Annotated in this window: 21 protein-coding genes; 7 read left to right on the top strand and 14 right to left on the bottom strand. The window is 71.8% G+C overall.

The genetic code is table 11. From position 1 onward, the window contains the following. Window positions 1-57: 57 nt before the first annotated feature. A complete protein-coding gene (locus IF06_RS0111575; protein WP_013285119.1) occupies window positions 58-630 on the bottom strand; it encodes a hypothetical protein in 573 nt (190 codons plus the stop codon). 142 nt (window positions 631-772) lie between these two features. On the opposite strand from IF06_RS0111575, the gene IF06_RS0111570 reads away from it, so the two are divergent. From IF06_RS0111570 to IF06_RS0111555, 4 genes are all read left to right on the top strand, one after another. After that, on the top strand, window positions 773-1,951 hold the full coding sequence (locus IF06_RS0111570; RefSeq protein WP_030270882.1) for a hypothetical protein: 1,179 nt from the start codon (window positions 773-775) through the stop codon (window positions 1,949-1,951). A 189-nt stretch (window positions 1,952-2,140) separates the two neighbouring features. Beyond that, window positions 2,141-4,000, top strand: coding sequence for an AfsR/SARP family transcriptional regulator (locus IF06_RS0111565; protein ID WP_030270880.1), 1,860 nt, complete (start codon window positions 2,141-2,143; stop codon window positions 3,998-4,000). Window positions 4,001-4,161: 161 nt separating this feature from the next. Continuing rightward, window positions 4,162-6,471, top strand: coding sequence for a fibronectin type III domain-containing protein (locus IF06_RS0111560; protein ID WP_232236663.1), 2,310 nt, complete (start codon window positions 4,162-4,164; stop codon window positions 6,469-6,471). A gap of 16 nt (window positions 6,472-6,487) precedes the next feature. Further along, complete coding sequence (locus IF06_RS0111555; protein WP_013285123.1) at window positions 6,488-7,180, top strand: hypothetical protein; 693 nt, start codon at window positions 6,488-6,490, stop codon at window positions 7,178-7,180. A 46-nt stretch (window positions 7,181-7,226) separates the two neighbouring features. Here the strand turns inward: IF06_RS0111555 and IF06_RS0111550 are convergent, their stop codons facing one another. Beyond that, on the bottom strand, window positions 7,227-7,688 hold the full coding sequence (locus IF06_RS0111550; protein WP_030270875.1) for an SRPBCC family protein: 462 nt from the start codon (window positions 7,686-7,688) through the stop codon (window positions 7,227-7,229). Window positions 7,689-7,840: 152 nt separating this feature from the next. Here IF06_RS0111550 and IF06_RS0111545 point away from each other — a divergent pair, with 152 nt between their 5' ends. Next, a complete protein-coding gene (locus tag IF06_RS0111545) occupies window positions 7,841-8,704 on the top strand; it encodes a DUF6745 domain-containing protein (RefSeq protein WP_013474629.1) in 864 nt (287 codons plus the stop codon). 241 nt (window positions 8,705-8,945) lie between these two features. After that, the gene (locus IF06_RS32825) at window positions 8,946-10,181 is read left to right on the top strand and encodes a cellulose-binding domain-containing protein (protein ID WP_030270873.1); all 1,236 of its coding nucleotides are present in this window, start codon (window positions 8,946-8,948) and stop codon (window positions 10,179-10,181) included. Between the two features lie 74 nt (window positions 10,182-10,255). Here IF06_RS32825 and IF06_RS0111535 read toward each other — a convergent pair whose 3' ends face one another. Beyond that, the gene (locus IF06_RS0111535; RefSeq protein ID WP_030270871.1) at window positions 10,256-11,107 is read right to left on the bottom strand and encodes a helix-turn-helix transcriptional regulator; all 852 of its coding nucleotides are present in this window, start codon (window positions 11,105-11,107) and stop codon (window positions 10,256-10,258) included. Between the two features lie 87 nt (window positions 11,108-11,194). Between IF06_RS0111535 and IF06_RS0111530 the strand changes: the two genes are divergently transcribed. After that, a complete protein-coding gene (locus IF06_RS0111530) occupies window positions 11,195-11,992 on the top strand; it encodes an SDR family NAD(P)-dependent oxidoreductase (protein WP_030270869.1) in 798 nt (265 codons plus the stop codon). 6 nt (window positions 11,993-11,998) lie between these two features. Here IF06_RS0111530 and IF06_RS0111525 read toward each other — a convergent pair whose 3' ends face one another. From IF06_RS0111525 to IF06_RS0111475, 11 genes are all read right to left on the bottom strand, one after another. Further along, the gene (locus tag IF06_RS0111525) at window positions 11,999-12,697 is read right to left on the bottom strand and encodes a DUF4386 domain-containing protein (RefSeq protein WP_030270868.1); all 699 of its coding nucleotides are present in this window, start codon (window positions 12,695-12,697) and stop codon (window positions 11,999-12,001) included. 147 nt (window positions 12,698-12,844) lie between these two features. Further along, window positions 12,845-13,876 carry a hypothetical protein gene (locus tag IF06_RS0111520; RefSeq protein WP_232236662.1) on the bottom strand — a complete coding sequence of 344 codons (1,032 nt, stop codon included), beginning with the start codon at window positions 13,874-13,876 and terminating at the stop codon, window positions 12,845-12,847. A gap of 53 nt (window positions 13,877-13,929) precedes the next feature. After that, complete coding sequence (locus IF06_RS0111515; protein WP_030270864.1) at window positions 13,930-15,060, bottom strand: SPFH domain-containing protein; 1,131 nt, start codon at window positions 15,058-15,060, stop codon at window positions 13,930-13,932. A 114-nt stretch (window positions 15,061-15,174) separates the two neighbouring features. Continuing rightward, entirely contained in the window at window positions 15,175-16,209 is a 1,035-nt protein-coding gene (locus IF06_RS0111510; RefSeq protein ID WP_013285132.1) for a glycosyltransferase family 2 protein, read from the bottom strand. 15 nt (window positions 16,210-16,224) lie between these two features. Next, window positions 16,225-18,036, bottom strand: a complete 1,812-nt coding sequence (locus IF06_RS0111505) for a hypothetical protein (protein ID WP_030270862.1) — start codon at window positions 18,034-18,036, stop codon at window positions 16,225-16,227. Between the two features lie 89 nt (window positions 18,037-18,125). Continuing rightward, on the bottom strand, window positions 18,126-18,716 hold the full coding sequence (locus IF06_RS0111500; RefSeq protein ID WP_030270860.1) for a DinB family protein: 591 nt from the start codon (window positions 18,714-18,716) through the stop codon (window positions 18,126-18,128). Between the two features lie 43 nt (window positions 18,717-18,759). After that, on the bottom strand, window positions 18,760-19,176 hold the full coding sequence (locus IF06_RS0111495; protein WP_013285135.1) for a PPOX class F420-dependent oxidoreductase: 417 nt from the start codon (window positions 19,174-19,176) through the stop codon (window positions 18,760-18,762). Window positions 19,177-19,280: 104 nt separating this feature from the next. Then, entirely contained in the window at window positions 19,281-20,405 is a 1,125-nt protein-coding gene (locus tag IF06_RS0111490; protein WP_013474637.1) for an RICIN domain-containing protein, read from the bottom strand. Between the two features lie 11 nt (window positions 20,406-20,416). After that, window positions 20,417-22,141, bottom strand: a complete 1,725-nt coding sequence (locus IF06_RS0111485) for a family 43 glycosylhydrolase (RefSeq protein WP_052166162.1) — start codon at window positions 22,139-22,141, stop codon at window positions 20,417-20,419. Between the two features lie 124 nt (window positions 22,142-22,265). Beyond that, window positions 22,266-24,695 carry a ricin-type beta-trefoil lectin domain protein gene (locus IF06_RS0111480; RefSeq protein WP_030270856.1) on the bottom strand — a complete coding sequence of 810 codons (2,430 nt, stop codon included), beginning with the start codon at window positions 24,693-24,695 and terminating at the stop codon, window positions 22,266-22,268. Window positions 24,696-24,983: 288 nt separating this feature from the next. Then, window positions 24,984-26,291, bottom strand: a complete 1,308-nt coding sequence (locus IF06_RS0111475) for a cellulose binding domain-containing protein (RefSeq protein ID WP_030270854.1) — start codon at window positions 26,289-26,291, stop codon at window positions 24,984-24,986. Window positions 26,292-26,308 lie beyond the last annotated feature (17 nt).

The raw sequence follows: 26,308 nt of genomic DNA, 5'->3' as shown, positions 1-26,308 counted from the left end.
GTCAGACCGGCCGGGGCGCGTGAACTCATCGCGCCGGAGAGGGTACGAAGTCCAGAATCAGCTGCCGGAGGACGCGGGCTGGTGGTTCTCAGGGGATGCGAGGCGCTGCTGCAGGCGGTCGGACTGGGCGACTGATCCGCCGCTCACGCCCAGGCCGCGCCGAGCCGCGTCATAGAAGCGATCACGGCACGCGTTGGCCTGCTGGTAGACGTCGGTCAGCGGCTCGGTGGTCTCCCCGACCTCGCGGGCCCGGTGCTCCAGCTGCCAGACCGCCTCGCGCCAGTCCTGCGCGGCGGCGACTGTGGCGGCATCCCCGAGCAGCAACAGGCGTTCCCACGCGAGGGTGTGCCTGATGTCCGCGTCGGCGAGCCGGGGCAGTGCCGCGGCCTTGTCCAGCCCTGAGCGGTACTTGTCGCCGTCCGCCGCGGCCAGGACCCGCAGTGAGATCGCCTGGATCTCCTTGAGGACCTGCGCGAACTCGCCGTACGCCTCCAGTCGTCGTTCGTCCCACCGTACGGATTGACCACGCTTCCACTGACTCCTGGTGGACAAAAAGGTCACCAGACCCGTACCGAGGGCGCCGACGACGACACCGAGCAGCGCGGGCAACTGTGAGACGAACGCATCCATCGGCGCAAGCGTGTCATCCGGCGTCAACAGTTGATCCGGCCCGGGTCGGGGCTTTACGGCCGTACCGCCGGGTCGTGGTTGTGCCGGGCGTGAGCGCGCGCGTGTCCCACTGCCGCCGTCTGTCCGGCCGTACCATCTCCTGGTGAAGGTCCGCCGTCGGCTGGTCGCCGTGTCACTCCTCCTGGCGGTGGAGGCGACGGCGTTCGCGCTGCTCGTCACCGAGTCGGTGATGGATGCGATCGTCGCCGCCGGCCTCACCTGCGTGTCGTTGTGGCTGCACCTCGTCCTGCACGAGTGCGGTCACCTCGTCGTGGCGAAGCTGCTGCGCCTGCCGGTCATCGCGGTCCGTATCGCGCCCTTCAACGGCTGGCGCAACGAGGTGTCGGTCCGGCCGTCGCCGTCGATGACGGCCTTACCGCTGCGGATGGTGCTGTTCTATCTCGGTGGCCCGCTGGCCAACCTGTGCGCCGCGACGGCACTCGTCGTCGCGTCGGCGTCCACCGGTACGGCGTTGACGCGGTTGACGCTGCTCGGCGCCGCGTTCGTCGGGGCGCTGCTCGGCCTGACCAACCTCGTTCCGGGGCGTTCGACCCACAGCGACGGCCACAACCTGCTCCGCTGGCTCCGGTCTCCGGCAGCCGCCCGTGAAGGGCTGCGGGCCGGCTACTACCAGGAGGAGGTGGTCAGGGCGCTGCGGGCGGTCGCCCGAGCGGGTGGTGACGTCCACCGGGTCGGGATTCAGGCCCGCGACGGCAGCGATCCGCTCCTGGCCCTCGCTGCCTACCAGCAGAGATTGAGCGCGGGACACACGCAGTCGGCGGATCTGGTCGAGGAGGCCGAGCGGCTCGCGGCGCTGGCTCGCGCGGGCGGCACCGATCCCGCGGCCGCCGCGGCGATCGGCCAGATGCTGAGCCTCCAGTTCGGAATGTGGTACCTGTACGCCGCGGTGGTGACCGGCGCGCCGGTGGAACGCCGGGAGGTGCGGGAGATCTCGGAACTCGCCCGGATCGCCGTCCGGACGCAGCCGCGAGCGTTGTCCGCCCGGATCGTGATGAGCCTGGCTCACCTGCTCGACCAGCGGCCCGAGGATGCGCGATCGCTGCTTCTCGACGTCCGTCCCGGCGCCGAGCCGCGCGACCTCTGCGCCGTCGCGCTTCTTCTGCGTGCGGCCGCCGAGTCGTATCTCGGGAACCACGCCGAGGCGGATCACCTTCTCCGCGCGGCCGGGGGCTACCCGCAACTGGCACAGCTCGTGGCCGCGATCCGGGCAGCCGATCCGGCGCCGCCCATGTTCGCGCCGGCACCGATGGCCGGCGCCTGACCGCTCGACGAGCCGGTGGCTCGTCGCCGTCATGATCTAGTCGGGCGTTTTCTGCGGTGTTTCCGTTACGTCGACACACCGCTACTTGCATTGATTCCCGTCACATTTGGCCCTTATCGAAATGCCTTGTCCTGATCTGCGGGGCCGCCTACTGTGGGCGGCCTCGGAGTTCGACGGGGGAGCGACGGGATGCAATTGGACATTCGGCTTCTGGGCCCTGTCGAGCTGCGGGTCGGCGGCCGGCGCGTCGCGCCGGGACCGGGAAAGCGGCGGGCCGTGCTCGCCGGGCTCGCGCTGGCGGCGAACCGGTCGGTGTCCCTGGACCGGCTGGCCGCCATGGTCTGGTCCGACGTCCCCCCGCCTTCGGCGACGGCCAACCTGCGTTCGCACGCGGCGGCGCTGCGCCGGATGGTGGGCGACCGGCTGGTGACGCGTCCGAACGCGTACGAGCTGCGGATGCAGCCCGACGAGCTGGATGTCACGGAGTTCCACCGGCTGGCGGAGAACGGCCGTACGGCACTGGTCAGGGGGTATGCGCTCGACGCCGTTCCCGCGCTCGACGCCGCGCTCGCGTTGTGGCGCGGCGCGGCGGGCGAAGGGCTGCCGACCGGCACCACGCTCGACAACCGCTGGGCGAGCCTGGAGGAGCAGCGGCTTCAGGTGTTCGAGGTGCTGACCGATGCCCGCCTGGCGGTCGGCCGGCATGCCGAGCTGCTACCCGGGCTGCGTGAGCATCTGGCCGCGTACCCGTTGCGGGAACGGGCGTGGGGGCAGCTGATGCTCGCGCTGTACCGCTGCGGTGAGGTGCCGGCCGCACTGGCCGCCTACCGGGACGCGCGCGCCCGGCTGGACCAGCACCTCGGCATCGAGCCGGGCGAGGAACTGGCCGCCCTGCACCGGGCGATCCTGGAACGGGCGCCGGACGTCTCGTACACCCGGCCGCCGCCGGTGATCGCGGCACCGTCGACCGCCGATCCGGCTCCCGCCGCCGAGACCAGCCGGACGGTGCCCCGGGAGCTGCCACCGGATCTGGTCACCTTCGTCGGGCGCACCAGGGAAGCGGGGGAGGTCAGCACGGGAGCGACGGGCCGCGCACCCGCTGTCGTGGTCGTCACGGGCCCGCCGGGAAGCGGCAAGACCGGGCTCGCCGTACACGCGGCCCACGCGGTGGCCGGTGAGTTCACCGACGGGCAGATCTTCGTCGACGTCGCGTACCGGGCCTCGGTCACCCCGGCGGAGTTGCTGGCCCGGGTGCTGCGCGCGCTCGGCGTCGCGCCGGGCGACATGCCCGACAGCGCCGACGAGCGCGCCGGGCGCCTGCGCTCGCTCACCGCCGGACGCCGGCTGCTGCTGGTCCTCGACGGCGTCACCAGCGCGGCCCAGGTGCGGCCCCTACTGCCCGCCAGTCCCGGTCCTGCCCTGATCGCCGTGGCCCGGCGCGCTCTGGGCAACCTCGACGGTGTACGGCGGGTCGCCCTGTCGCCGTTGGCCGAACCCGGCGCCCGGGAACTGCTGGCCGCGCTCGCCGGTCCGGAACGGCTGGCCGCGGATCCGGGCGCGACAGCCGAGCTGATCGGCCTGTGTGCCGGATCGGTGCTGGCGCTGCGGGTCGCCGGCTCGAGACTGGCGACGTGGCCGGGGATGCCGGTGGCCGCGCTGGTCGGCGAACTCACAGCGGGAGGGAGCACGCTGGATCTGCTGAGTTACGACGACCTGTCCGTGCGAGCGAGCCTGGCCGCCGCCGTCGCGGTCGTCGCCTCGGAGGACGAGGTGGCCGGCCGGCTGTTCGAGCTTCTCGCCGCCTGCCCGGAGGCTCCGGCGGCGGTGGACCGTGCCGCGGCGCAACTCGGCGAGTCCACCGAACGGATCAGGCGGGCCATGGAAGGCCTGGTCGATGCGCACCTGGTCGCCCGGGACGGTGCTGCCCGCTACCGGCTGCCGGCGCTGGTCAGGGATTACGCCGCCGAATTGTCGACAGTGCCCTCCGGGCCGGCGTCGCGGCTCGTCCGGGGGAACCCGTTCCTCACGTTGTCGTCCCGATCCGGGTGATCGATTCTGCCGACCGCTCGGGTCGTCCGGCGAGCGTAGACGACAAAGTATCTCGAATATAGATCGCCGTGACAGGCTCCGCTCGTCATCGACCAATCTCAGTGAGACGGGGCGGCATGTCAGGCTACAGACGTCATCGCTATTTCAGTCGGTCCATACGCATGACGGCATTCGCCGTCGCGATCCTCCTCCCGCTCAGCATGATCAGCCAGCCGGCATCCGCCCAGGTCGTCACCGAGGCGCAACTGCCGGCATGCGCCGACCCGTCCGTGCCGGACGACGTCAACCACGCGTCCATCCGCCTCGAAGGACCGGCAGCCGGGTCGGAGGTCGCGGTCGACGCGAACGGCAGGATCGCCGTCAGCGGCTACGTGCACAAGCAGGCCACGATGGTGGACGTCTCGGTCGAGAAGACCACCTCGACCAGCTTCACCTACGGCCCGCCGCCGGAGGGCGTCACGGACTGGTCGGCCTCCTGGACCGCCAGCATGCGCCCACCGCGACTGGGTCCGGTGAAGGTCTGCACCCGTGCCCAGCGCGAACCCGGCCGCTACGCACGGATCCTGCGCGACATCACCGTGCTGGACCTGATCCCGCCGAGCAACGTTCCGAACCTGGCGGTCGGCACGATCACGGCCACCGGCGCCAAGGTGACCTGGGGTGCCGCGACCGACAACTACGGTCTCGCCGGATACGAGGTCACCGTCGACGGGGGCACCCCGCACCGGACCACGGTCGGCACCCGCTCGTACTCGATCACCGGACTCCAGCCGTCCAGCAACCACACGGTCTCCGTGGTCGCCGTCGACCTGGCCGGCAACCGGTCGAAGACGCCCGCCACGACGTCGTTCACGACCGACGCCCTGCCGCCGCCGCCCGACGTGGACGCCGGCCTGACCCTGGACCCGGACGAGGGCGGCGCCATGGCCAGCTGGCACCCGAACCCGGCCACCGAGGCGAGCTACCGCGCCTACCTCGACGGCGAGATCTACGACCACTTCGAGCGAGACCAGCTCTGCGAGGACGGCAACGGCAACGTGGCCAGCCCGTGTACGGCGGACAGCGTCATCAAGCTCCCGATCGAGCCGCTCGAGGAGTACACGCCGTACGCCTTCCGGGTGGAGGCGCTGAGCGCCGACGGCACTGTGGTGCGGGAACTCGCCGGCGACTTCACCACGATGATCCACGTGGACGAGCTGTCGCCGGCGGTCACGCAGACCACCGCCAGTGAAGCGTCGCAATGCGCGGGCGCCGGTGGTGACATCTACATCGCGGCCAGCTCGCGTGCGAGTGTGCCGGTGCCCTCCGGCGCCACGCAGATCTTCCTCGGCTGTTACCGGGCAGCCGACACCAGCTGCCTCGACGCCGTCCTGCCACCGTCCGGCGAGAAGCTCGTCGACTGTGCAGACGACCTCACCCGCACGCTGTTCGCCATCGCTCCCTCCGGCCGCGGTCCGGTCATCTCGTCGATCGACGACACGCAGCCCCGGCCGCTGCTGTTGCAGGCGGCTGTGGTGCCGATCGCCTGGTGTCTGAGCAGTGGCGCCTGCGCGACGCTCATCGCTCCCGTCGCGGAGACGGCCGCGGCGGCCGCGGTCGCCCCGGTAGCTGCCGCCAGCATCTCGTGGTGGGTCGTCGGCCTCGGCGGCCTCGGCCTCGGGGCCGCGCTGGGCACGCTGCTCGCCATCCTCTTCCCCGGCACCATCGGCGTCAACGGGCTCATCGAGTACCCGATCTCGCACGACGTCGACTTCGAGCAGTTCGACAACTGGGGCCTGGACGAGGGCGAGTGGTACAACAGCCTGAAGGTCTACGCCGAGGTCATCAAGACGACGAAGCTGGTGGCGAACCAGCGCAACCTGCCCTTCGCCTGGGACTCCACGGAGGACGCGCGCCTCAAGCGGATCATCGACCAGGCATGTACGGCGCAGCGCGGCACCCAGGGCAAGGCCGGATGCGACGACGACATCATCGTCTACGTACCCGGGGCCAAGAACTACAAGGGCGCCGACATGACCGAGACCGGCAAGCACATCGTGGCCGCCATGGGCGACGGCGGATATCCGCAGCCGCCGACCCGGGCGGTGTGGTTCTACCCGGCGCGAAGCGTCGGCGGGCAGGCGGCGCGCGCCAAGGGCCACAGCCGCGGCTGGTTCGGCACCGCGGCGTTCAAACCGAACGCGTGCGACGTACGGGTTCCCGGGCAGACCTGCGACGAGTTCCCGTTCTGGTCGACCGACCAGGCGGTCGACCTGACCGGCCAGGTCGCCAGCCTGAAGCTGGTGTCGACAGCCGAGTCGCTTCCGCAGGCCAACGACATCAACGCGTTCTACGGCAAGTGCAAGGTGAGCGACAAGACCAAGTTCGTCGTGCTGCCGGTGAAGCCGTGGGTCGAGGCCGGCGGCCCGAGCTTCGCCTTCAAGCTCAGCGGCGGCGGGGCTAGCCTGTGCATGACGCCCGTGGCACCGTGAGCCGAGGAGCCTCCTGATGCTCGACGACATGCGCGTACTGCGCGAAGCGGTGCGGGAGTACCGCGTCGCGGCGACTGCCGCCGGCCTCGACTGGCCCGATTCGGGCGAGTCGCCGGCCGGGCCGCCGCCGGACCGGGTGCGCCGGATCTTCGACGTGGACCACGTCGCGGATCAGCTGGCCTGGTTGCAGTCGCAGCGCTGGCCGGACGCGCGGTTGCTCCCGAACGGCGGATGGCGGATGCCGTGGCCGGACGGTGGGGACGCGCTCGACTACCTGGGGCTGTCGATCGGCACGCCGTTCCCCTGGCGGCAGCAACTACCGCTGTTCCACTTCGACTTCCTGCTCTACACGTTCGTCCTCGCGGGCGAGCACGAGGGGGAGATCTGGCGCTACCCGGTCGGGGAGGACGCCTGGGAGTCGGTCCGGGCCGCCCCCAGCCTGGCCGTCCTCTTCGACCAGTGGACCAGGGGAATCGCCGCCGGTGTGGTCCGCTACGACGAGGCGAACAAGTGGCTCGTCGTCGAGGACGCGGACGGGGCACCCGACCTCGACCCGCTGGCCTTCCCGGTGACTCCGGTGGACGAGACGCTGCTGCACGCGCGGCAGCGTGAATGCGGGGCGAGCCCTGTGGCCGACGACGACGGCTTCGAGCACCAGGAACGGCTGCTCGACGCCATCGACGCGGCGAAGGCCACGCTCGGCAGCTAGACCGGCCTGCGGTGGGTGGGCCCCGGCCCGCCCACCGCAGCCGCGGTCAGTCCTCGAATCCGGCCGGGTGGGCGTCGCCGACAGCGTTCAGCAGCACACCCTGCTCCAGCAGCGCCTTGCAGGCGCAGAGGACCATGGTGAACCCGCCCATCGAGTCGATCGCCCTGCTCACTGCCTGGTCGGCGGTGCCGGCGAAGCCGGTCTCGGTGATCCGGACCAGCGTGGTGTCGTCCTCACCCGGCAGGAACCGCCACTCGACCTGGGTGGGGGACTCCGGATCCCACTCGGCCAGGATGCGGCGGTTCTCCTCCACGTCCTTGACGGTGACGACGGTGGAGACGCCGTACATCTCCCAGTCCCAGGTGACGACGGCGCCGGGTTCCAGCCGGCCGCTGCTCCTGGTGAACCAGAACCTCGTGGTAACCGCCGGGTCGGCGAACGCCTCGAAGACCTCGGCGGCGGGCCGGCGGATGAGCATCTGCGCGGTGATGACAGGGGGTCGGGTCAAGCGGTCACTGTCCACGGGCAGCGGTGTTCCCTTCTCTCCTGGCCGGGCACTGCGGATGCGGCCACGGTACGGAATTCGCTTGAGCGGTGCCGCGACATGGGTCAGAGTCGTTCCATGATCTCCTACCGGAAGGGCGGCGACGCCCCGGCGCGATGAGCGCCCCCACGCGGCGCGACGACGCCGCGAAGACCCCGCACGACCTGTGGCAGCAGGCGGTCCGGATCCGCCAGGAATGGCTCGACCACGCCCTGTCCACACAGCCGGCCGACAAGCCCACCGCCGAGCGCTGCCTGACCGCCGTCTACGCGAGGGCGTCGCGGCCGCGACCCCGCTTCGAATGGGTCGACTCGCCGGCGAAGGCACTGCCTCTGGTCAGCGGCTGGCCCACCCTCGACCGGCTCCACGAGCGCATCCGGGCGGTACGGCCGCCCCGGACACCGCTGCTGGCGAGCGACATCGCCATGGTCGTCTCCCAGCTCCGGGGCGCGCTCAGCGCGGGCGTCGTGCACACCGATCCCGAGCTGTCACCAGCACGCAGGGGCAAGGCCAAGGAGCCGTGGCCCGAGCTGGCGCCGCAGCGGGCGTTCGACGGCGGCGTACCGCTCGCCGTCGTCCTGCACCAGGGGGTACGCGCGGCGCTGCACCGCAGCCTCGCGCACGGGTTCTACCTGCCGGTGCGTGCGGCGCTCGCGGGCGACGGCCCGGTGCCCGTGTGCTGGTACGGGCAGCAGGACGCGTCCTGGATCGCCTACTACGACGTGCTGCGCCGGCTCGGCCTCGCCCGGTACGGGCCGGACGAGGCCGGACACCTGGACACCTGGGCCGACCTGGCCCGCTCCTGCGGCTGGTGGTGGCCGGGGGAGGAGGTCTGCGTCGTGGTGGACCGGCCACAGGTGATCCGGATCGAGCCGGTCCCCGGTACGCCGCACGACCGGGTCCGGCTGCGACCCGGCGGTGTGCGCTACCGCGACGGCTGGCAACCGCTGCTGAGCGGCGTGGGCGCCGATCCGGGATGACGGGCATCCGCGCGGGCGGAGACCTTGATTGGATAGGCGACGGTAAATAGATTGGGCTCGGGCGCCGCCGAGGTCCGCAGACCGGACCCCGGCGGCTGACCGGGCCGCCTTTCGAGCCGGGCACATCGGTCGTACGCATCGACCACTCACCGTGGCGCACCGCCGCGCCGCATCCTCGCGCACCGCCGCGTCCGACGACGACGCGCGCCGCTGCGCCCTGTCCGACGCCGAAGGACTTCCCATGACGATTCTCCGTGCCCGCCCCGCCCCGCTCGTGGCGGCCGTCGCCGCGCTGGCCGCCGTCACCGCGGCCGGTACGGCCCTGCTCACCGGCCCGGCCGCAGCCGCACAGGGCTGCCGGGTCGACTACACACCCAACCAGTGGCCCGGCGGGTTCACCGCGAACATCAAGGTGTCACCGGGTGACACCGCCGTCTCCAGTTGGACGGTCACCTGGACGTACGCCGGGGACGAGCGCGTCACGAACGGCTGGAACGCCACTGTGAGCCAGTCCGGGTCGACGGTGACCGCCCGCAACATGTCGTACAACGGCAGCATCCCGGCCGGCGGCTCGACCGAGTTCGGCGTGCAGGGCACGTACAGCACCGCCGGCGGCGCGCCGACCGGGTTCAGCCTGAACGGCGTACCGTGCAACGGCACCGGCCCGACCACGCCGCCGCCCACCACGGCGGTGCCGACCACCGCCCCACCCACGACTGCTCCACCGACCACCCCGCCGCCCACGACGCCACCTCCCACGACGCCGCCGCCGACCACGCCGCCGCCCAGCGGGTGTGCGGGGGCGGTGCTGTGCGACGGCTTCGAGAACCAGACCGGCTCGACGCCGTCGGGTGACTGGAGCGTGGTGAGCCCGGACTGTTCCGGCGCCGGCACGGCCTCCATCGACACGACCACCACGCACAGCGGCAGCCGCGCGATACGCATCAACGGTGCCGCCGGGTACTGCAATCACGTGTTCGTCCGGACCACGAAGAACCTCAGCGGCCTGGGCAGCGTCAGGTACGCCCGGATCTGGGTCCGGCACACCACCGCCCAGCCCACCGACCACACCACGATGATCACCATGTCCGACGCCGCCGACGGCAACCGCGACCTGCGGCTGGGCGGCCAGAACGGCGCGCTCCAGTGGAACCGTGCCTCCGACGACGCCACGCTGCCCGAGCAGAGCCCGGCCGGGGTGGCGCAGAGCGTGCCGCTGCCCACCAACCGCTGGGCCTGCCTGGAGTTCATGGTGGACGGCTCCGCCGGCCAGTTGCGTACCTGGCTGGACGGTGTCGCCGTGGCCGGGCTGACCGCCGACGGCGTGCCGACGCACGACATCGACGGCCAGTGGTACAGCCGCACCTGGCGACCGCAGCTCACCGACCTGAAGCTGGGCTGGGAGAGCTACGGTGGCGGCGCCGACACCCTCTGGTACGACGACGTGGCGATGGGCTTCACCCGGATCGGCTGCTGACCCACCGCGAGTGGAACGTCATGGGTGCCGAACGGGAGCGCGGACACCCATGGCGTTCCACCGAGAGCGCCGGCTCAGCGCTCGACAGTCATCCGCTGGGTGCCGATCACGGAGAGCAGCCGCAGCGCCTCCTCCGACGGTGAGCCAGGTGTGGCGGTGTAGATGACCACCTGCTGGTCGCGGTCGGTGATGTCGAGGACGTCGCAGTTGACAGTCACCGGCCCGACCAGCGGGTGCCGGAACGTCTTGCACAGCGTCCGCGCGCCGCCCACCTCGTGGGAGGCCCACAGGCGGGCGAACTCCTCGCTCCCGGCGAGCAGCTCCGCGATCAGCGCGGCCATCTCCGGGTCGTCCGGATAGCGGGCCGCCGCGGCACGCAACCGCCCGACCGAGTGGCGGGCGAACTCGCCCACGTCCGACACGTCGTACAGCCCCGCGCCGTGCAGGTGCGGGCCGAGGAACGCCCGGCGGACCAGGTTGCGGTCCCGCCGGGGCACTGCGGAGAAGTCCTCCATGAGCGCCGCCGCGAGGTCGTTCCAGGCGATCACCTCGAACGCCGCCGAGGTCACGAACGCCGCCGCCTGCGGCAGCCGGTGCAGCAGGTCCAGCACGCTCTGCCGCACCTCCCGGGGTGGCCCGGACGGCGGCGCGGGCGGCGCCCCGGCCAGGTGGTGGAGGTGGTCGCGTTCGGCGTCGGACAGCCGCAGCGCGCGGGCCAGCCCGGCCAGCACCTCCCGCGACGGACGCGGACCCCGGCCCTGCTCCAGCCGGGTGTAGTACTCGGTGGAGATGAACGCCAGCCGCGCCGCCTCCTCGCGGCGCAGTCCCGGGGTGCGGCGACGCCGTCCGGCGGGCAGGCCCACGTCGGCCGGGGTGATCCGCTCCCGCCTGCTGCGCAGGAACACTGCCAGCTCACGTCGGTCCACGACCCCAGTGTGCCCTCGTGCGGCGGCGCGTATCCAGGTACCGGCGGTACCTGGATGGGCTCCGCGACCGGACGCAGGCTTGCCGGCATGGACACCACACGAACCGACACGATCGTCCACCCGACCGTCGGCCTGCTGGCCGGCAAGGTCGCCTTCATCACCGGCGCCGGGCGCGGCATCGGCGCCGCGGCGGCCCGGCTGTTCGCCGCCGAGGGCGCCCGGGTGCTGCTCGCCGCCCGGACCGAGGAACAGTTGAAGGCGGTCACCGAGCAGGTCCGGGCCGCCGGCGGCACCGCCGAGTACGTGGTCTGCGACCTGGCCGACGCGGCCAGCGTGCGCGCCGCCGTCGACCGCACGGTCGAGGTGTACGGCCGCCTCGACGTCGCCTTCAACAACGGCGCGACGATCGTGCCGCCCGGACCGATGGACCGGGTACGCGAAGACGACTTCGACCACGTCTACACCGTCAACCTCAAGGGACCGTGGCTCGCCCTGGTCGCCGAGGTCGCCGCGATCCGGGCCACGGCGGGCACCGGCGCGATCGTCAACAACTCCAGCGTCGGCAGCCTGATGGGCAACCCCGCACTGCCCGCGTACGGGGCGATGAAGCGCGCGGTGAACAGCCTCACCGAGTCCGCGGCGATCACCTACGGGCCGGAGGGCATCCGCGTCAACGCGATCGCCCCGGGCAGCACGCTCACCGAGATGATGCGCTCCTGGGACGCGGAGTCGCCCGGCATCATCGACCGGCTCGCGGCCGCCAGCCCGTTGCGCCGGGCCGCCGAACCGGACGAGATCGCCCAGGCCGCCGCCTGGCTGCTCAGCGACCGCGCCTCCTTCGTCACCGGTACGGTGCTGCGGGTCGACGGCGGCGCGCGGGCCTGACCCGGCTCAGACGGCGGCGTCCTGGACCGGACGGGGCTCGACCGCGCCGTCCGTCACGGGGGAGGGCCGGAAGCCCTTGACGACCAGGTAGACGCCGAGCGAGAACTCCCACACCGCGATGGGGAGCGCGGCGACCGCCGCCACCGCTGACAGCCGGTCCCACGCGCCGAACAGGGTGCCCAGGTCGGAGGCGACGAGCAGTGGCGCGCCGACGAGCCCGAGCACCGGCAGCACGCGCGGCACGAGGCGGGACTGGTAGAGCAGGGTGCCCAGCAGCAGCGCGTTCACGGCGGGCAGGAAACCCTGGCTGAGCAGGAAGACCGAGTCGTAGAACGCGACGAGCGCGCGGCCGGTGACGAGCGCGTCCGGCCCGGCGTCGGACTGCCGCAGCGCGACGAGCGTCAGGATGCTCGCGACGCCGACGAGGATGCCTGCGGCTTCGAGTACCCGGGCGCCGACGAAGCCCAGCGCCCGGGCCGGACCCTGGCGCGCGAGCACCGGGTACAGCGCGACGGAGGTGCCGATGCAGGCGAGCGCGACGATCATCTCCAGGACGCCGCCGAGGACGACCGGAGCCTGCGAGGTGGTGCCGAGGACGTAGTCCGACTCGCGGACCGGGGCGTACAGGGCCACGGTGGGGATCGAGACGAAGGTGAGCAGATAGGCGCCGCCAGCGACCAGCGAGGTCTTCCGCAGTGAGTCCATCGGGGCTTCCCTCCGTCGCCGCCCGGCCGATGGTGGTGATGCCCTCACTCTGCTGTGGACCCGCGCGGCGGCACATCGGCCGCTCGGGCAGTCACCTCGCGCGATGCGCACGGGCCACCGGTGCGGCACACCGGTGGCCCGTGCGCGTCAGCGGCTCATCGCGTACGCCACCACGAGCGCGACGAGCGCCAGCGCGGCCAGCACCGCCGCCACGATCTTCGCCGTGCTGTAGGGACGTTCGCCGATGACCTCACCGGTCCGCGCGTTCACCAGAACCTGGTACGACCGGCCCGCGTGCAGGTACGCGGCGATCCACACCGGCAGCAGGATCAGCTTGTACGACACGTCGGAGTACGTGGTGTCCACGGCGGACACCCGCTGCTCGTCACCGCCGATGTCCGACCGGCAGTCCCCCTCGATGACCGGCGCCATCCGCGCCTTCGCCTCGGTCAGGCCCGCCTCGGGCTCGGTGTCGTACCGCAGCGCCTGATATCCGGCCAGGTAGTCGCCGTGGTACGCGGCCGCCTCGGTCAGCGGCCACGGCGCCAGCTTGTCCAACTGCTCGGTGGGCAGGTGGGTGGTGGCCGGCACCAGCACGTCGTCGAAGTCCCGGCGTACGGTGCCGGCGGCCGGATGCCACCGGGTGTGCCGCACCTGCCGGGTCCGCGTCTCCTGCCTGCCGTCGACTGTCACCGTGTACGTCTCGGTGACGTAGTAGTGCTCGCCCCGCTGACCCTGGTAGTCCGACACGGTCCGCGCGTCGAACGTCCAGTGCGGCAGGTACGTGCCCTTGAGCGTCTCCGCCTCGCTGATCTTCTTCAGGCTCCCGGGCGCGAACCAGCGGCTGCGGCACCACTGGCCCAGGGCCGTCCGCACACCGTTGCGGTCCACGGCGAACGGCAGCACCGCCTCCGGCGCGATCAGCTCGCCCGCCCCGGCGTCGGCCACCAGGGGAGCCGCGCAGAACTGGCAGCGCTGCGCCAGCGCGTCGCTCTCCGTCCGGGCGCCGCAGCCCGGGCAGACGAACGTGTGCGCCCCGACGCTCGCCACCGGCTTGCGGGGCAGCGACGCCAGTTCCGCGTACGCGTGCTCACGCACCTCCCGGCCGGCGCCGGCGATCTCCTGCCGGTGCCCGCAGTACGGGCAGCTCAGCGCGGTCGTGCCGGGCGCGAACTCCACCCGGGCGCCGCACCCCCCGCACTGGTAGGAGGGCGGCGAGACAGCCGTGTCGCTCATTGCGGCGGCAGCGGCGGCGGGACGCTGGCGAGCACCGACGCCAGCTCGGGCACCTGCCCGGCGGGCTGCCACTGCGCCATCCCGGTACGCCAGACGAGCGTGTCCGCCCCGAGCGCGCCCGCGTTCGCCTGCTCGGCCAGCACGCCGAGGTCGTACGGGCCCTGCCGCTGGCCGCCGACGCCGACGTACCACTGGGCCTGGCCCGGCAGCGGCGGCGGCTCGGCGGCGGCCGGCTGCGTGGCGGCGGGCTGGGCCGGGTGCGTGGCCGCGCCACCGCCCATCGACCGGGCCATCTGCTGGCCCATCGCCATGCCGAGGCCCAGGCCGATGCCCGCGCCCGCCTCGCCACCCGGGTTGTTCGCCGCGGCCTCCATCGCGTTCGCGGCCTGGAAACGGGTGTACCGGTCCAGGTCGCCGACCGCGCCCATGCTGGTCCGCTTGTCCAGCGCCTGCTCGACCTCCGGCGGCACCGACACGTTCTCGATGACGAACTTGGGGATCGCGATTCCGACCTCGGCCAGTTCCTCGGTCAGCACGGCGGCCAGCCGCCGGCCGATCGCGTCCTGGTGCGCGGCGAGGTCCAGCAGCGGCACGCCGGCCGTGGCGAGCGCGCCGCCGAGGCGTCCCACCATGAGCTGCCGCAGGTATTCCTGCACCTCCTCGGTGCGGAACTGCGGATCGGTGCCGACCAGTTCCCGCAGCAGCCGCGACGCGTCCACCACGCGGGCCGCGAAGGCGCCGAACGCCCTTACCCGGACGACGCCGAACTCGGCGTCGCGCAGGATGACCGGGTTCTGGGTGCCCCACTTCATGTCGGTGAACTGCCGGGTGTTGACGAAGTACACCTCGGCCTTGAACGGCGAGTTGAAGCCGTACTTCCAGCCCTTCAGCGTGGACAGGATCGGCAGGTTGCGGGTCTCCAGCGTGTACGTCCCGGGTTCGAAGACGTCGGCGATCTTCCCCTCGTTGACGAACACCGCCGTCTGGGACTCCCGGACGACCAGTTTGGCGCCCATCTTGATCTCGTTCTGATACCGGGGGAATCGCCAGACCATCGTGTCGCGGCTGTCGTCCAGCCACTCGATGATGTCGATGAGTTCGCCCCGGAGCTTGTCCATCAGCCCCATCGCAACCCTTTCCTCGGCGCCGGTCTCCGGCGTCGCGGGCGACCATAGCAACCGCCCGCCACCTGCGAAAAGAGAACGATTCTGCGCCTATCGGCGCCCACCGATCGGGGTTGCTCAGCCGGTTTCGCCGGCCATCGATTCGCCGGTGGCCGTACGCTGCTCCGGAATCCGGGACGCCCGGCCGGGGGTGTCGACGACGCGTTCGGTCTCCTGCACCAGATAGTGCGGACGGCGCTTCGTCTCGTAGTAGATCCGGCCGATGTACTCGCCGATCACCCCGAGAATCATCATCTGGATGCCGCCGAGCCCGATCACGCTGACGATGATGGTGGTGTAGCCGGGCACGTCGATGCCCTTCTCCACGGCGTCGGCGACCACCCAGGCCATGTAGCCCACCGCGATGAGCGTGAGGAACAGTCCGCCGTAGATCGCCAGGCGCAGCGGCCGGTTGTTGAACGACAGCAGGCCGTCGAACGCGTAGTTGAACAGCTTGCCGAACGTCCAGCGGCTCTGCCCGGCCTGCCGGGTCTCGTTGCGGTGCGCCACCACGGCGGTGCGGAAGCCGATCCAGGAGAACAGGCCCTTGGAGAAGCGGTTGTACTCCGGCATCGCCAGGATCGCGTTCACCGCGAGCCGGGACAGCAGCCGGAAGTCACCGGCGCCGTCGAGCAGGCGGACGTCTATCCACCAGTTGACCAGGCGGTAGAAGGAGCGCGAGGCGACCATCCGGATGAACCGGTCACCGCGGCGGTCCCGGCGGGCGATCACCTGGTCGAACCCCTGGCGGTAGAGCATCACCATCTCGGGCAGCAACCGCGGCGGGTGCTGCAGGTCGGCGTCCATGATGACGACCGCGTCGCCGGTGGCCCGGCGCAGGCCGGCGAGCATGGCCGCCTCCTTGCCGAAGTTGCGGCTCAGCGACGTGTAGCAGACGGCCGGGTCGGCCGCGGCGAGCCGGCGCAGCGCCGCCAGCGTGCCGTCCTCGCTGCCGTCGTCGACGTACACCACCTCGACGTCCACGTCGGTCAGCTCGGCGAGCGCGGCGCTGAGCATCTCGTGCAGCCGCTCCACCGACGCTTCCTCGTTGAAGCAGGGCACCACCACCGACAACCGCACGGTGCTCACCCCGCCCGGCCCGGACACACGCATCCGGCGCCCATGCCGTCAGAGGCGGTAGACAAGCGTGCCATCGACATCCTCCCGGGTGATGCCCAGCCCGTCGACCGGCCGGTTCTCGATGCCCTCCCACGGCGTCCCCGCCGCGCGGCTCGGCACCGCGACGACCGACCGCACGCCGATCCCGCGCAGGTAGGCCACGCTGCCCGCGTCGGGGAACGTCGCCACGGCGACCCGCGTCTGGGCCTGGGTGACCGGCTCGAAGCCGCCGAGCCCGTTGGTGATCCGGGGGAACCCGTCGGTGGACCACAGCATGTAGTTCAGATCGCCCACCCCGCCGGCCGGCAGCACCAGCATCGGTTCCGGCGCGGTCCGCATCGCGGCCGGTGGCGTCGGCACGGTCGGGTGCGGCGTGCGGTTGACGCCCTCCAGCGTGACCAGGGCGAGCGGCACCAGCAGGACCAGCGCCGCCGCGGCCCGGGACACGCGTGCGGCCGCGGGCCGGCGCCACGACTCGGCCAGCGCCGTCACCAGCCCGGCCGCCAGCACGGCGAGCAGCAGGCTGGTCCAGTGCATCATCCGGCCCGGGGTACGCAACGCGTCCCAGCCCGGCAGGAGGTTGGACAACGTCAGGTAGCCGGGGTCGCCGTCCCCGCCGAGCGTGGCGCCCAGGCCCAGCAGCACGGTGCCGGCCACGCCGAGCCCCAGCGCGATCCGGTGCCGCACCGGGAACGCCGAGACGAACAGCCCCGCCGCGGCCAGCCCGATCAGCGTCATGCCGGGTAGCAGCGCCATCTCCGGCGGCCAGGACAGCTGCTCGCGGGCGGCGGCGTGCCGTTCCCCCCACAGCCACGAGTCGCCCGGCGCGGTGACGAACCCGATCAGCGGCGGGGAGAACATCTTGGTCCAGTCCAGCGAGCGGACGGCCTGCGGGTTGAGGTCGACCACGCGCAGGTAGACCAGACCGAGCAGCAGCGTCACGGTGCCGAACACGGCGCCGCCGGCCAGGTCCGCGACGAGCAGCCGCCGGCCGAACGGGGGGCGCTCGCGCTTGCGCCACCAGGACCAGCCGTAGCAGCCGGCCGCCACCAGCACGGCGGCCAGCAGGAAGTAGACGAGCGGCAGCCCGATGCCGAAGCCGAGCGTCACCTGCCAGGCCGCGACGAGCCACCCGGCCACCGCCCAGCCGGGCCGGCGGCGCTCCGGCCGGTATCCGTGACGCAGCGACCAGCCGTGGCCGCGCGCCAGCATCGCCAGCGCCAGCGCGATCCCGCCGCTGGACAGGATGTTCAGGTGGCCGGAGTGCGCCAGCCGCCAGGGCGCGTACGCCCACGCGATCCCGGCGACCGCACCGCCCCAGCGGTTGGCGCCGAGCTGCCGGGCCAGCGCGTACGCCCCGAGGAACGCCAGCGCGTGCAGCAGCACGTAGAGCACGTTGTAGCGGATCACAGCGGCCTCGAAGCCGGAGCCGAGCATCCCGAACGGGGCGTACCCGAGCAGCGTGTCGCTGTAGGCGTAGGTGTAGCGCTCCGGGTAGAACGTGTTCGAGTTCCAGAGGTTGGCCGGGTCGCTGAGCAGGGCGTGCCCCGACCAGGCGACCTGCCACGCCTGCAACGTCGGGTCGCCGAGGTCGCCGGGGATCGTGGTCGCCGGGTGCCGCATCGTCGGCCAGGTCAGCACCACCGCCAGCAGCAGGCTGCCCAGGATCGCCAGCGTCCACTCCGGGTTCGGCCGCCACCGGCGTCTGCCGTCGGAGGGGCGGTCGTCCGAGGGGCGGTCGTCCGAGGGCGGCTCGGCGGGAGGCCGCGCGGGACCGGTGTCCTCAGCGGCCGGCGGGGCGACGGCGGGCCGGATCTTCATGGGATAGATGCTTCACGATGCTGCTGGTCCTGTCGATCCGCTGTCCGAAATGTGGTTGAAACTTCCGGCCGGAATACCGGAAGGGCCGGCTACTCGAACCGGTCGGCGAGCGCCGACAGCTTACTGACGTACGCCGGCCAGTCGTAGCCCTCGGGAACGTTCCGGTTGTCCCGCCCCAGCCCGATCGCCGCGTCGTGCTGCTCGCGCATGACGTCGGCGTGCCCGGCGTGCCGGGCCAGGTCGACGCAGACGTGCACGATGACATGGTGCAGTGTCACGTCCTGCCGGCCCGGCTGCCACCACGGCACCCGCCCCGGCGCGTCCAGCGGCAGCGTCTCGATCGTCTCGTCCGCGAACGCCCCGACGCGGCGGTACAGGTCGATCAGCCCGTCCTTTGTCTCGTCGGCCCGGGCGTACCAGTCCGCCTGCGGGTCGCCGTCGAACGCGTCGTCCGGAACCAGTTCCCCGGGGGTGGGGAACTGGCGGCCGAACGTGGTCCCGAAGTAGCCGGCCTCGACGTTCAGGCAGTGCTTGAGCAGGCCCAGGAAGTTGTTGCCGGTCGCGGTGCGGGGAAGCCGGGCCTCACGTTCGCTCAGCCCGTCGAGCTTCCAGATCAGATTCTCCCGGATCGCGCGCAGGTAGTGGTGCAGCGTTGCCTTCGGGTCGTACGGCTCACTCATGCCCGACACTCTTCCGCATGGGTCGGACATCGTGGGGGCGGCGTCAGCCGGTCTGGCTGCTGTCCTTGTGCGCGCCCCACCCGTGCCAGCGCTCGATCTCGATCCAGGCGCTGACCCGGGCGCGGTCCCGCCGGGGGTAGGGGCGCCCGGTGTAGTGCTGCGAGATCCGGTCGATGTCCGCCAGGCCGTCGTCGTCGCGCAACTCGGCGACGCGCCCGATGAGGCTGACGTGGGTGTACCAGTTCTCCTCGTCCAGCACGGTCAGGGAGACCCGGGGATCGCTGCGCAGGTGCGCCAGCCGGCGGCGGCCCTCGTCCATGTTCACCAGGACGCGGCCGTCCTCCCACAGGTACCAGGTGGCCGCGGACACCGGCTGGCCGTCGCGCAGCGTGGCGATGACGGCCGGGTTCGGCTTGCGCAGCATGGCGACGGCGGGCTCGGGCAGCGGCGGCTTCGACATGGCTCTCACTCTACGTACCCGCCGGGTCCGCCGCTGGTCATGCGGACGGCGCCGCCCGGACGGGCTCCCCGGCGGCGCCCGCCGGGGAGCCCGTCGCACGCCGGTCAGGCGCGTGCGCTCCACTGCTGGTTGGTGCCGCCGTGGCAGTCCCAGAGGTTGATCCTGGTCCCGTTGGCGGTGCCGTAGCCGGCCGCGTCCAGGCAGCGCCCGGACTGGACGCCGCTGATCGTGCCGTTGGCGTTGAGGTTCCACTGCTGGTTGGGCTGGCCGTTGCAGTCCCAGATGATCACGCTGGTGCCGTTCGCGGTGCCCCGCCCACTCGCGTCGAGGCACTTGTTGCCAAGCACCTGCAACTGCTTGGCCGAGGTGTAGGTCCAGCGCTGCATGGTGCCGCCCCAGCAGTCGTACAGCTGCACCGCGGTGCCGTTCGTGGTGCTGCCGTTCGGCACGTCCAGGCACCGGCCCGAGCCGGCGCCGACGAGCTGCACGTTCTGGTACGTGCCGCCGCCGCTGCCGGGGGTGCCGATGCTGCCTGACACCGACTGCAACGCGCGGTACCAGACCGCTGCCATCTTGTCGTAGCCGGTGGCGGTCGGGTGGATGCCGTCGATCAGGTCGGCGGTGGTCAGCGCCGAGTGCTGGTCGACCAGGTGGACCCGCTTGCCGGCGTTCACCTTCGACTGCACGATGCCGGGCAGCGCGGCGTTGAACGTGCGCACCGCCGCCGCCTGGCCGGAGTTGGCGAGCGGGATGATCTGCGCGACGAACACGTCCGCGTTCGGCGCCGTGGTGGTGATGCGGTCGATGAGCGAGGAGAGCCGGTTCGGCGCGGTCGAGACGTTGTAGTTCTGCAGGATGTCGTTGGTGCCGATGTGCAGCAGCACGGTGCGCGGCTGGTAGGCGTTCAGCCAGCCGGTGATGTTGGCGTCGATCTGGTCGATGCGCCAGCCGGGGTGGCCCTCGTGGTCGTGGTCGCCGAGGTTGCCCGGCCCGTTGAACTGCGAGCCGACCAGGTCGACCCGGTAGCCGCCGCCGGCCAGCCGCTGCCACAGGCCGATCCGGTAACCGCCCGGCACCTGGGTGCCCTCGGTGATGGAGTCACCGAGCGGCATCACCCGGGTGCCGCCGTTGGACTCCGCGCCCGCCGGGCCGGCGGGCGTCAGCACGCCGGCGGCCAGCAGCGCCAGCGCGGCGCCCGCGGTGAGCCATCTCCTCGCTCCGGTACGCATGAACGCTCCTCTCACGGGCTGGTGCAGGTCAGGGACGGGGTGGACGGTGAGCCGTCGGCGATGAAGCCGAACGTGGTCGAGCCGGACGCGGGCACGGAGCCGTTGTACGCCGCGTTGCGGACGGTCGCCGTGGATCCGCTGGTGCTCAGCGTGCCGCTCCAGACCTGGCTGATGCTCTGACCACCGGCGAGGTTCCACCGCACCGACCAGCCGTTGAGCGCCGCGGCGCCCGCGGTGACCGTCACCTCGGCCTGGAAACCGCCGGACCAGGAGTTGGTGGTGCGGTAGGTCGCGGTGCAGGCGTCGCCGGTCGGCGGCGGCGTGCTGGGCGGCGGGGGAGAGGAGGGTGGCGGGGTCGACGGGGGGACCGGCGGCGGGGTGCCGCTGAGGCCGGAGGTGAACCACCAGTGGTCGATGTTGAACAGCGAGCCGCTGCCGCCGGTGAACCGCAGGTAGAGGTCGTGGGTGCCGGTGGCGCCGCTGACCGGGCAGCTCGGGTTGGTCCAGGTCTGCCAGTCGCCGGTGGGGGTCACCTGGCAGGTGCCCACCAGCGGGCCGGTCACGCTGTCCAGGCGCAGCTCGATGGACCCCCCGCTGCCGGCCGAGGCCACCATGGCGGTGAACTTGGTCGCGCCGGCGCCGAAGGCCACGCCCTTGACCTTGATGTAGTCCCCGTTGTCGATGTAGCCGACGTTCCTCCCGCCCAGGGAGGACGCCTCGGTCTCGACCCCCAGCCCCCAGGCCATCGTCTCGGCCTCCTGCCGGGAGTACGGGTTCACGGTGCCGACCTGCGGGGCGCCGGTGGTGGTCATGTTGATCGTGGGGATCGAGCCGTCAGCGCCGTAGGAGAACTTCTCCACCGCCACCGACCTGGTGAAACCGCCGCCGCCGGGCAACGCGCCGTTGTGGTAGAAGAAGTACGAGTTGCCCTTGAAGTCGATGATCCCGGGATGGTTGGTGAAGCTGCTGCCCTGGGTCGGCATGATCGTCCCGCGGTACGTCCACGGGCCCAGCGGCCCGGGCGCGGTCGAGTAGGCGACGAACTCCGAGCAGCACTTGGCCGCGAACGCCATGTAGTAGAGGCCGTTGCGCTTGTACACCCACGGCCCCTCCTCGTAGAGGGTCGGCCGGTTCGCGTCACCGGTCCGCGCCCCGAAGCCCGCGGTGGTCAGCGGGATCTGGGTGGGGCTGCCGGAGTACGAGGTCATGTCCGCGTTCAGCTTCACGTACCACAGTCGCGGGTTGCCCCAGTACAGGTACGCCTGGCCGTCGTCGTCGATGAACACCGTCGGGTCGATCTCGCCGTTGCTCACCAGCGGACGCCCGATGGCGTCACGGAACGGCCCGGTGGGGCTGTCCGCCACCGCCACCCCGATGCCCATCTGGCCGGTCGCCCGGACGACCATCGGCACGTACCAGTAGAACTTGCCGTTGCGCTGGACCGCCTGGCCGGCCCACGCGTCCTGCTTGGCCCAGCTGAACGTGGCGAGGCTGAGCGGCGACCCGTGGTCGGTCCAGTTCACCATGTCGTCGGACGAGAAGACCCGCCACTCCTTCATGGTGAACCAGGTCGAGTTGTCCTCGTCGTGGCCGGTGTAGAGGTAGACGCGGCCGTCGTGGACCAGCGGGGCCGGGTCGGCCGTGTAGATCGTCTGCACGATCGGGTTGTCCGCCCGGGCGACGGTCGGGGTCAGCCCTCCGGCGATGACCGGGGCCAGCCCCAGCAGGGCGAGCATCGTCACGGCCAGCGCGAGCCATCGTCTGGTCCGGCGGTCGGGTCTCCATAGCGTTGAGGTCACAGGTCGTCTCCCCGGTAGGCCGCGCCGCGGCGGATGGGTACGGTCGGCGAAGGTCGGGCCGTCACGCCCGGCTCCACTTCTGGCTGCTGCCGCCGGTGCAGGCGGACAGGACGATCGGGGTGCCGTTGCCGGTCCCGCCGCCGTTCGGGCTCAGGCACAGTCCGGACTGGACGCCGGTGATCGTGCCGTCGGTGTTGACGTTCCACTGCTGGTTGGCGCCGCCGTTGCAGTCCCAGATGATGACCCGGGTGCCGGACGAGGTGCCCTGGCCCTCGGCGTCGAGGCACTTGCCGCCGTACACCTGGAGCTGCCGGCCGGAGGTCGCCGTCCACTGCTGGTTCGCGCCGCCGTTGCACTCCCACAACGTCACCTGGGTGCCGTTGGTCTGGGACTGGTTCGGCACGTCCAGGCAGCGGCTGGAGTTGGGGTTGAGCAGGGCGCCGCTCGTACCCCCGGGGTTGCCGCCCGGGCCGGCGACCACCGACAGGTCGTCGAACTGGGCGGTCTCGCCCTGGCTGGTGCCGAAGCCGACCTGGCCGGTGCCGAACGTGGAGTCGGTGACCGTGCCGACAGTCGTGCCGTCGATGGTGGCGGTGATGGTGGAGCCGGCGAAGCCCAGCGCGAGGCTGTGCCAGCGGTCGGTGCCGAGCGCGGCGACGTTCCCGCTGCGCAGCGTGGCGAGCTGCCCGGCGGTGTTGTTGCGCAGGATCGACCACGAGCCGGAGTCGGTGACCCGCAGGAAGTAGCCGTTGTACCGGCCGATCGGGTCGAGGTTCGTGGTGCCGACGCGGCCCTGGATCTGGGCGTAGCCGGACTGTTCGAGCAGGACGTCGGCGGAGACGGTGTAGTTGCCCCAGCTCAGGTTCCCGCCGTAGGTGGCCGGGTCGGCGAGCGTCTTCCAGGTGATCGGGGCCTGCGCGGACATCTGCCGCAGGCACATGCCGGCCCGGCCGCCGCCGCAGCCGACGGTCTCGAACGCGCCCTGCATGTCCTGGAGGTACTTCGGTATCCGCCCGGCCGCGTAGCCGTCGAAGTCGTCGCGGTACGGCAGGCCGAGCGAGCCCTGTGCCGGGCTGGTGGCGGTGCCCTTGCCCTGCCCGGTGGTCGTGGTGACGGTGTAGAGGTGTCCGGGCTGGACGGTGAGCGAGAACGATCCGCCCGACGGGGTGATGTCCGCACCGCGGACGAAGAAGTCGTTCGGGTTCGTCGAGTTCAGGTTCGTGGACCAGACGTGCACCTGACCGGTGGAGAGCCCGCCGGTGACGTTCACGGTGAGCTGCTGCGCCGATGTGGCGTCCATGGTCTCGATGACGGTGCTGTAGTCGCCGCCGGTGGGGGAGCGCAGCGACACGTAGCTGCCGTTGTTGCGGTTGCCGCCCAGGTAGCCCGAGGACGAGTCGAGGTAGCGCCAGCCGGGCGCGGTGAACTGGGTGGTGTGCGCCAGCGCCCAGGTGTTCTTGCCGACCGAGTACCAGCCGGACCAGGGCTGGTTGGCCAGGATCAGCCCGACCGTGGACCAGGGCAGGTTCGGTGTGATCGCGGCGATCAGGTCCCAGTTGAGGTAGGCGACCATCCGGCCGTCGATGTAGCCGCGGTTGATGCCGCGGGCCAGCGGCTTGGCGCCGTCGTTGTAGTCCTGCGAGCCGCCCTCGCTGTTCCACAGCGTCTTGCCGGTGCTGGTGGCGGTGGACGAGACGGTGCAGGTGGTCTGCGCGCTGAGGTAGCCGCACGGGTAGTGGCCGCTGAGCACGTCGATGCTGTTGCGCAGCGTGGTGTTGCCGGCGACGGCGTTCGCCGGGCCCCAGCTGCCCGGGTAGTCGTCCCCGTAGATGATCTTCACGCCGCTGTAGCCGTTGGCGTTCAGCGCCTGACGCAGGCTGATGGTCCAGTTCGCGTCGGTCCGCTTCTCGTTCTGGGCGGCGGTGATGTAGTCCATGGTCAGGTTGTGCTGCCGCGCGCAGCCCAGCCAGTCCACGAAGTAGTTGATCATGTCCTGGGACATGAAGTTGCCGTTGCCGATCCACCCGGGAGCGCCCCAGGGCAGTGCCGCCAGCTTGATGGCGGGGTTGCGGGCCTTGGCCTGCTCCATGATCCACCACTGGTAGCCGCGGTTGCAGTTGAGATCGCCCCGGACGTGCTCGTGGCTCGGCTCGGAGCCGCTGGTGGAGTTGGTGTCGCCGCCCATCTCGACCTTGAGGATCTGCAACGCGGCGCCGTGGCCGGGCTTGAACAGGTAGTCCAGGATCTGCCCGCGTTGCGGCTCGGGATAGTCGATCAGCAGCCGGCTGTTGCCGCCGCCGCCGCTGACCGCGCCGACCCCGTCGAACGTCTGGCCGCCGGAGGCGCCGTTGACGGTGATCGAGGTGGCCGCCTGCGCGGGGGTCGCGGCGAGCGTCAGGCCGCCGCCGGTGGCGGCCAGGGCGAGAGCGAGGGCGGGTGCGGCGAGACGCGATGGCCCGGATCGGACGGGCCGGGGACGGGGGATCACCATGACGGCTCCTCGGGTACGCGCGGGCGCCCCGACCGTCCGGGACGGTGCCTCGCGAGTTGTGGATGGCCGTCGGTGTAAACGCTAACAGCAGCGGTGCGGTGGCCCCAGGGGTGCCGGTGGTGGTGGCCTGCGGGGTCGTGAATGTTAGCGCAAACATCGACCAGAGTTAATTAGAGCACATCCCGGCGTCCGGCGGGGCGTCGGTCGTCCCGCCGGTGCCGGGCCGGGGGTGCCGCGGTGCCACCCCTCGGCCCGGCTCCCCGTGCGGGGATCGGCGGGCCGGCCCGGTCAGGGGCTGGTGCAGCTGACGCCGCTGGGCGCCGTGGCGCCGTTCCCGGTGGCGGTGAACCCGAACGTCGTCGAGGCGTTCGCGCCCAGCGTCCCGTTGTACGCCGCGTTGCGGACCGACACCGAGCCGGAGGTGCCGGTGTTGACGCCGTTCCAGAGGCTGCTGATCGCCTGGCCGGAGGCCAGGGTCAGGCGTACGGTCCAGCCGTTGAGCGTGGCGGCGCCGTTGTTGGCCACCGTGACCTCGGCCTGGTAGCCGCCGGGCCAGGTGTTCACGGTCCGGTAGGTGGCGGTGCAGGCGCCCGGCTCACCGGTCGGCGGGGGCGTGGTCGGCGGAGGCGTGGTGGGCGGAGGCGTGGTGGGCGGGGCGGTGGTCGGCGGCGCGGTGGTGGGCGGCGGTGTGGTGGACGCGAACTGGCTGAAGAACCGCCAGATCTCCCCCGACGTCCAGGTCCGGGAGTCGTTCGGGCTGGACGACCCGTCCACCGGGCTGGGGGTGTGGTCGCCGTCGAACGCGGCCCACTGCACCGGGTAGCCCTCGCGGCAGCCGGAGTACGTGGTGGTGATGTGGGTGAGGCTGCCCCGGCTCGGCTCGCGCGGGCTCTGCGCGGTGCAGCCGTTGTTGCGGACGAACGTGTCCCGCAGCGACCGGCCCGCGGAGATGTTCAGCACGCTGTCGTAGATGCCGTGGATGCCGAAGTAGGCGACCGGCTGGGTGCCGCCGTTGCAGCCGCTGAGGTTGGCGCCGGAGATGACGGTGACCGCGCGGACGACAGTGGGCCGGGCGCAGGCCACCGCGTAGCTCATCGCCCCGCCGTAGCTCCAGCCGAGCGCGAACCGCTGGCTGGTGTCGACGCAGAGGTCGTTCTCGATCTGCCGGGAGATGTCGTCGAACAGCGTCAGGTCGCGGCCGTTGGTGTTGGCCCAGCCGTTGTCGATGCCCTGCGGCGCGACGAAGATCGTGCTGTTGTTCGACAGCGGCAGCAGGCCGTAGTAGCCGGCCGAGGCGACGTTGTTCGCCGAGCCGTTGAGCCAGTGGAACCCGAAGATCAGCCGGTACGGGCGGTTGCGGTCGTACCCGTCCGGGATGCGCAGGATGTAGCTGCGGTTCTGTCCGCCGCTGGAGATGGTGCGCGTCCCGCTGGACAGCGTGGGTGCCTTGCCGCAGCCGGCGGTCGCGGCGAGTGTGCCGTTCGTCGACGCCTGTGCCGTCTCGCCGAGGCCGCCGTTGAGCGCGCCGCCGGCGACCGCCGCGAGGAGCACGGCCGCGGCGGCGATGGATGAGAGAAGCGGTGTTCGTTTCGCCATTGCTTGACTCCTTGCCC

Origin of the sequence: Micromonospora globosa (assembly GCF_000717585.1) — a bacterium.
GTDB lineage: Bacteria > Actinomycetota > Actinomycetes > Mycobacteriales > Micromonosporaceae > Micromonospora > Micromonospora aurantiaca.
The sequence above is the reverse complement of the archived record's forward strand: the minus strand, read 5'-3'. Positions and strand labels throughout refer to the sequence as shown.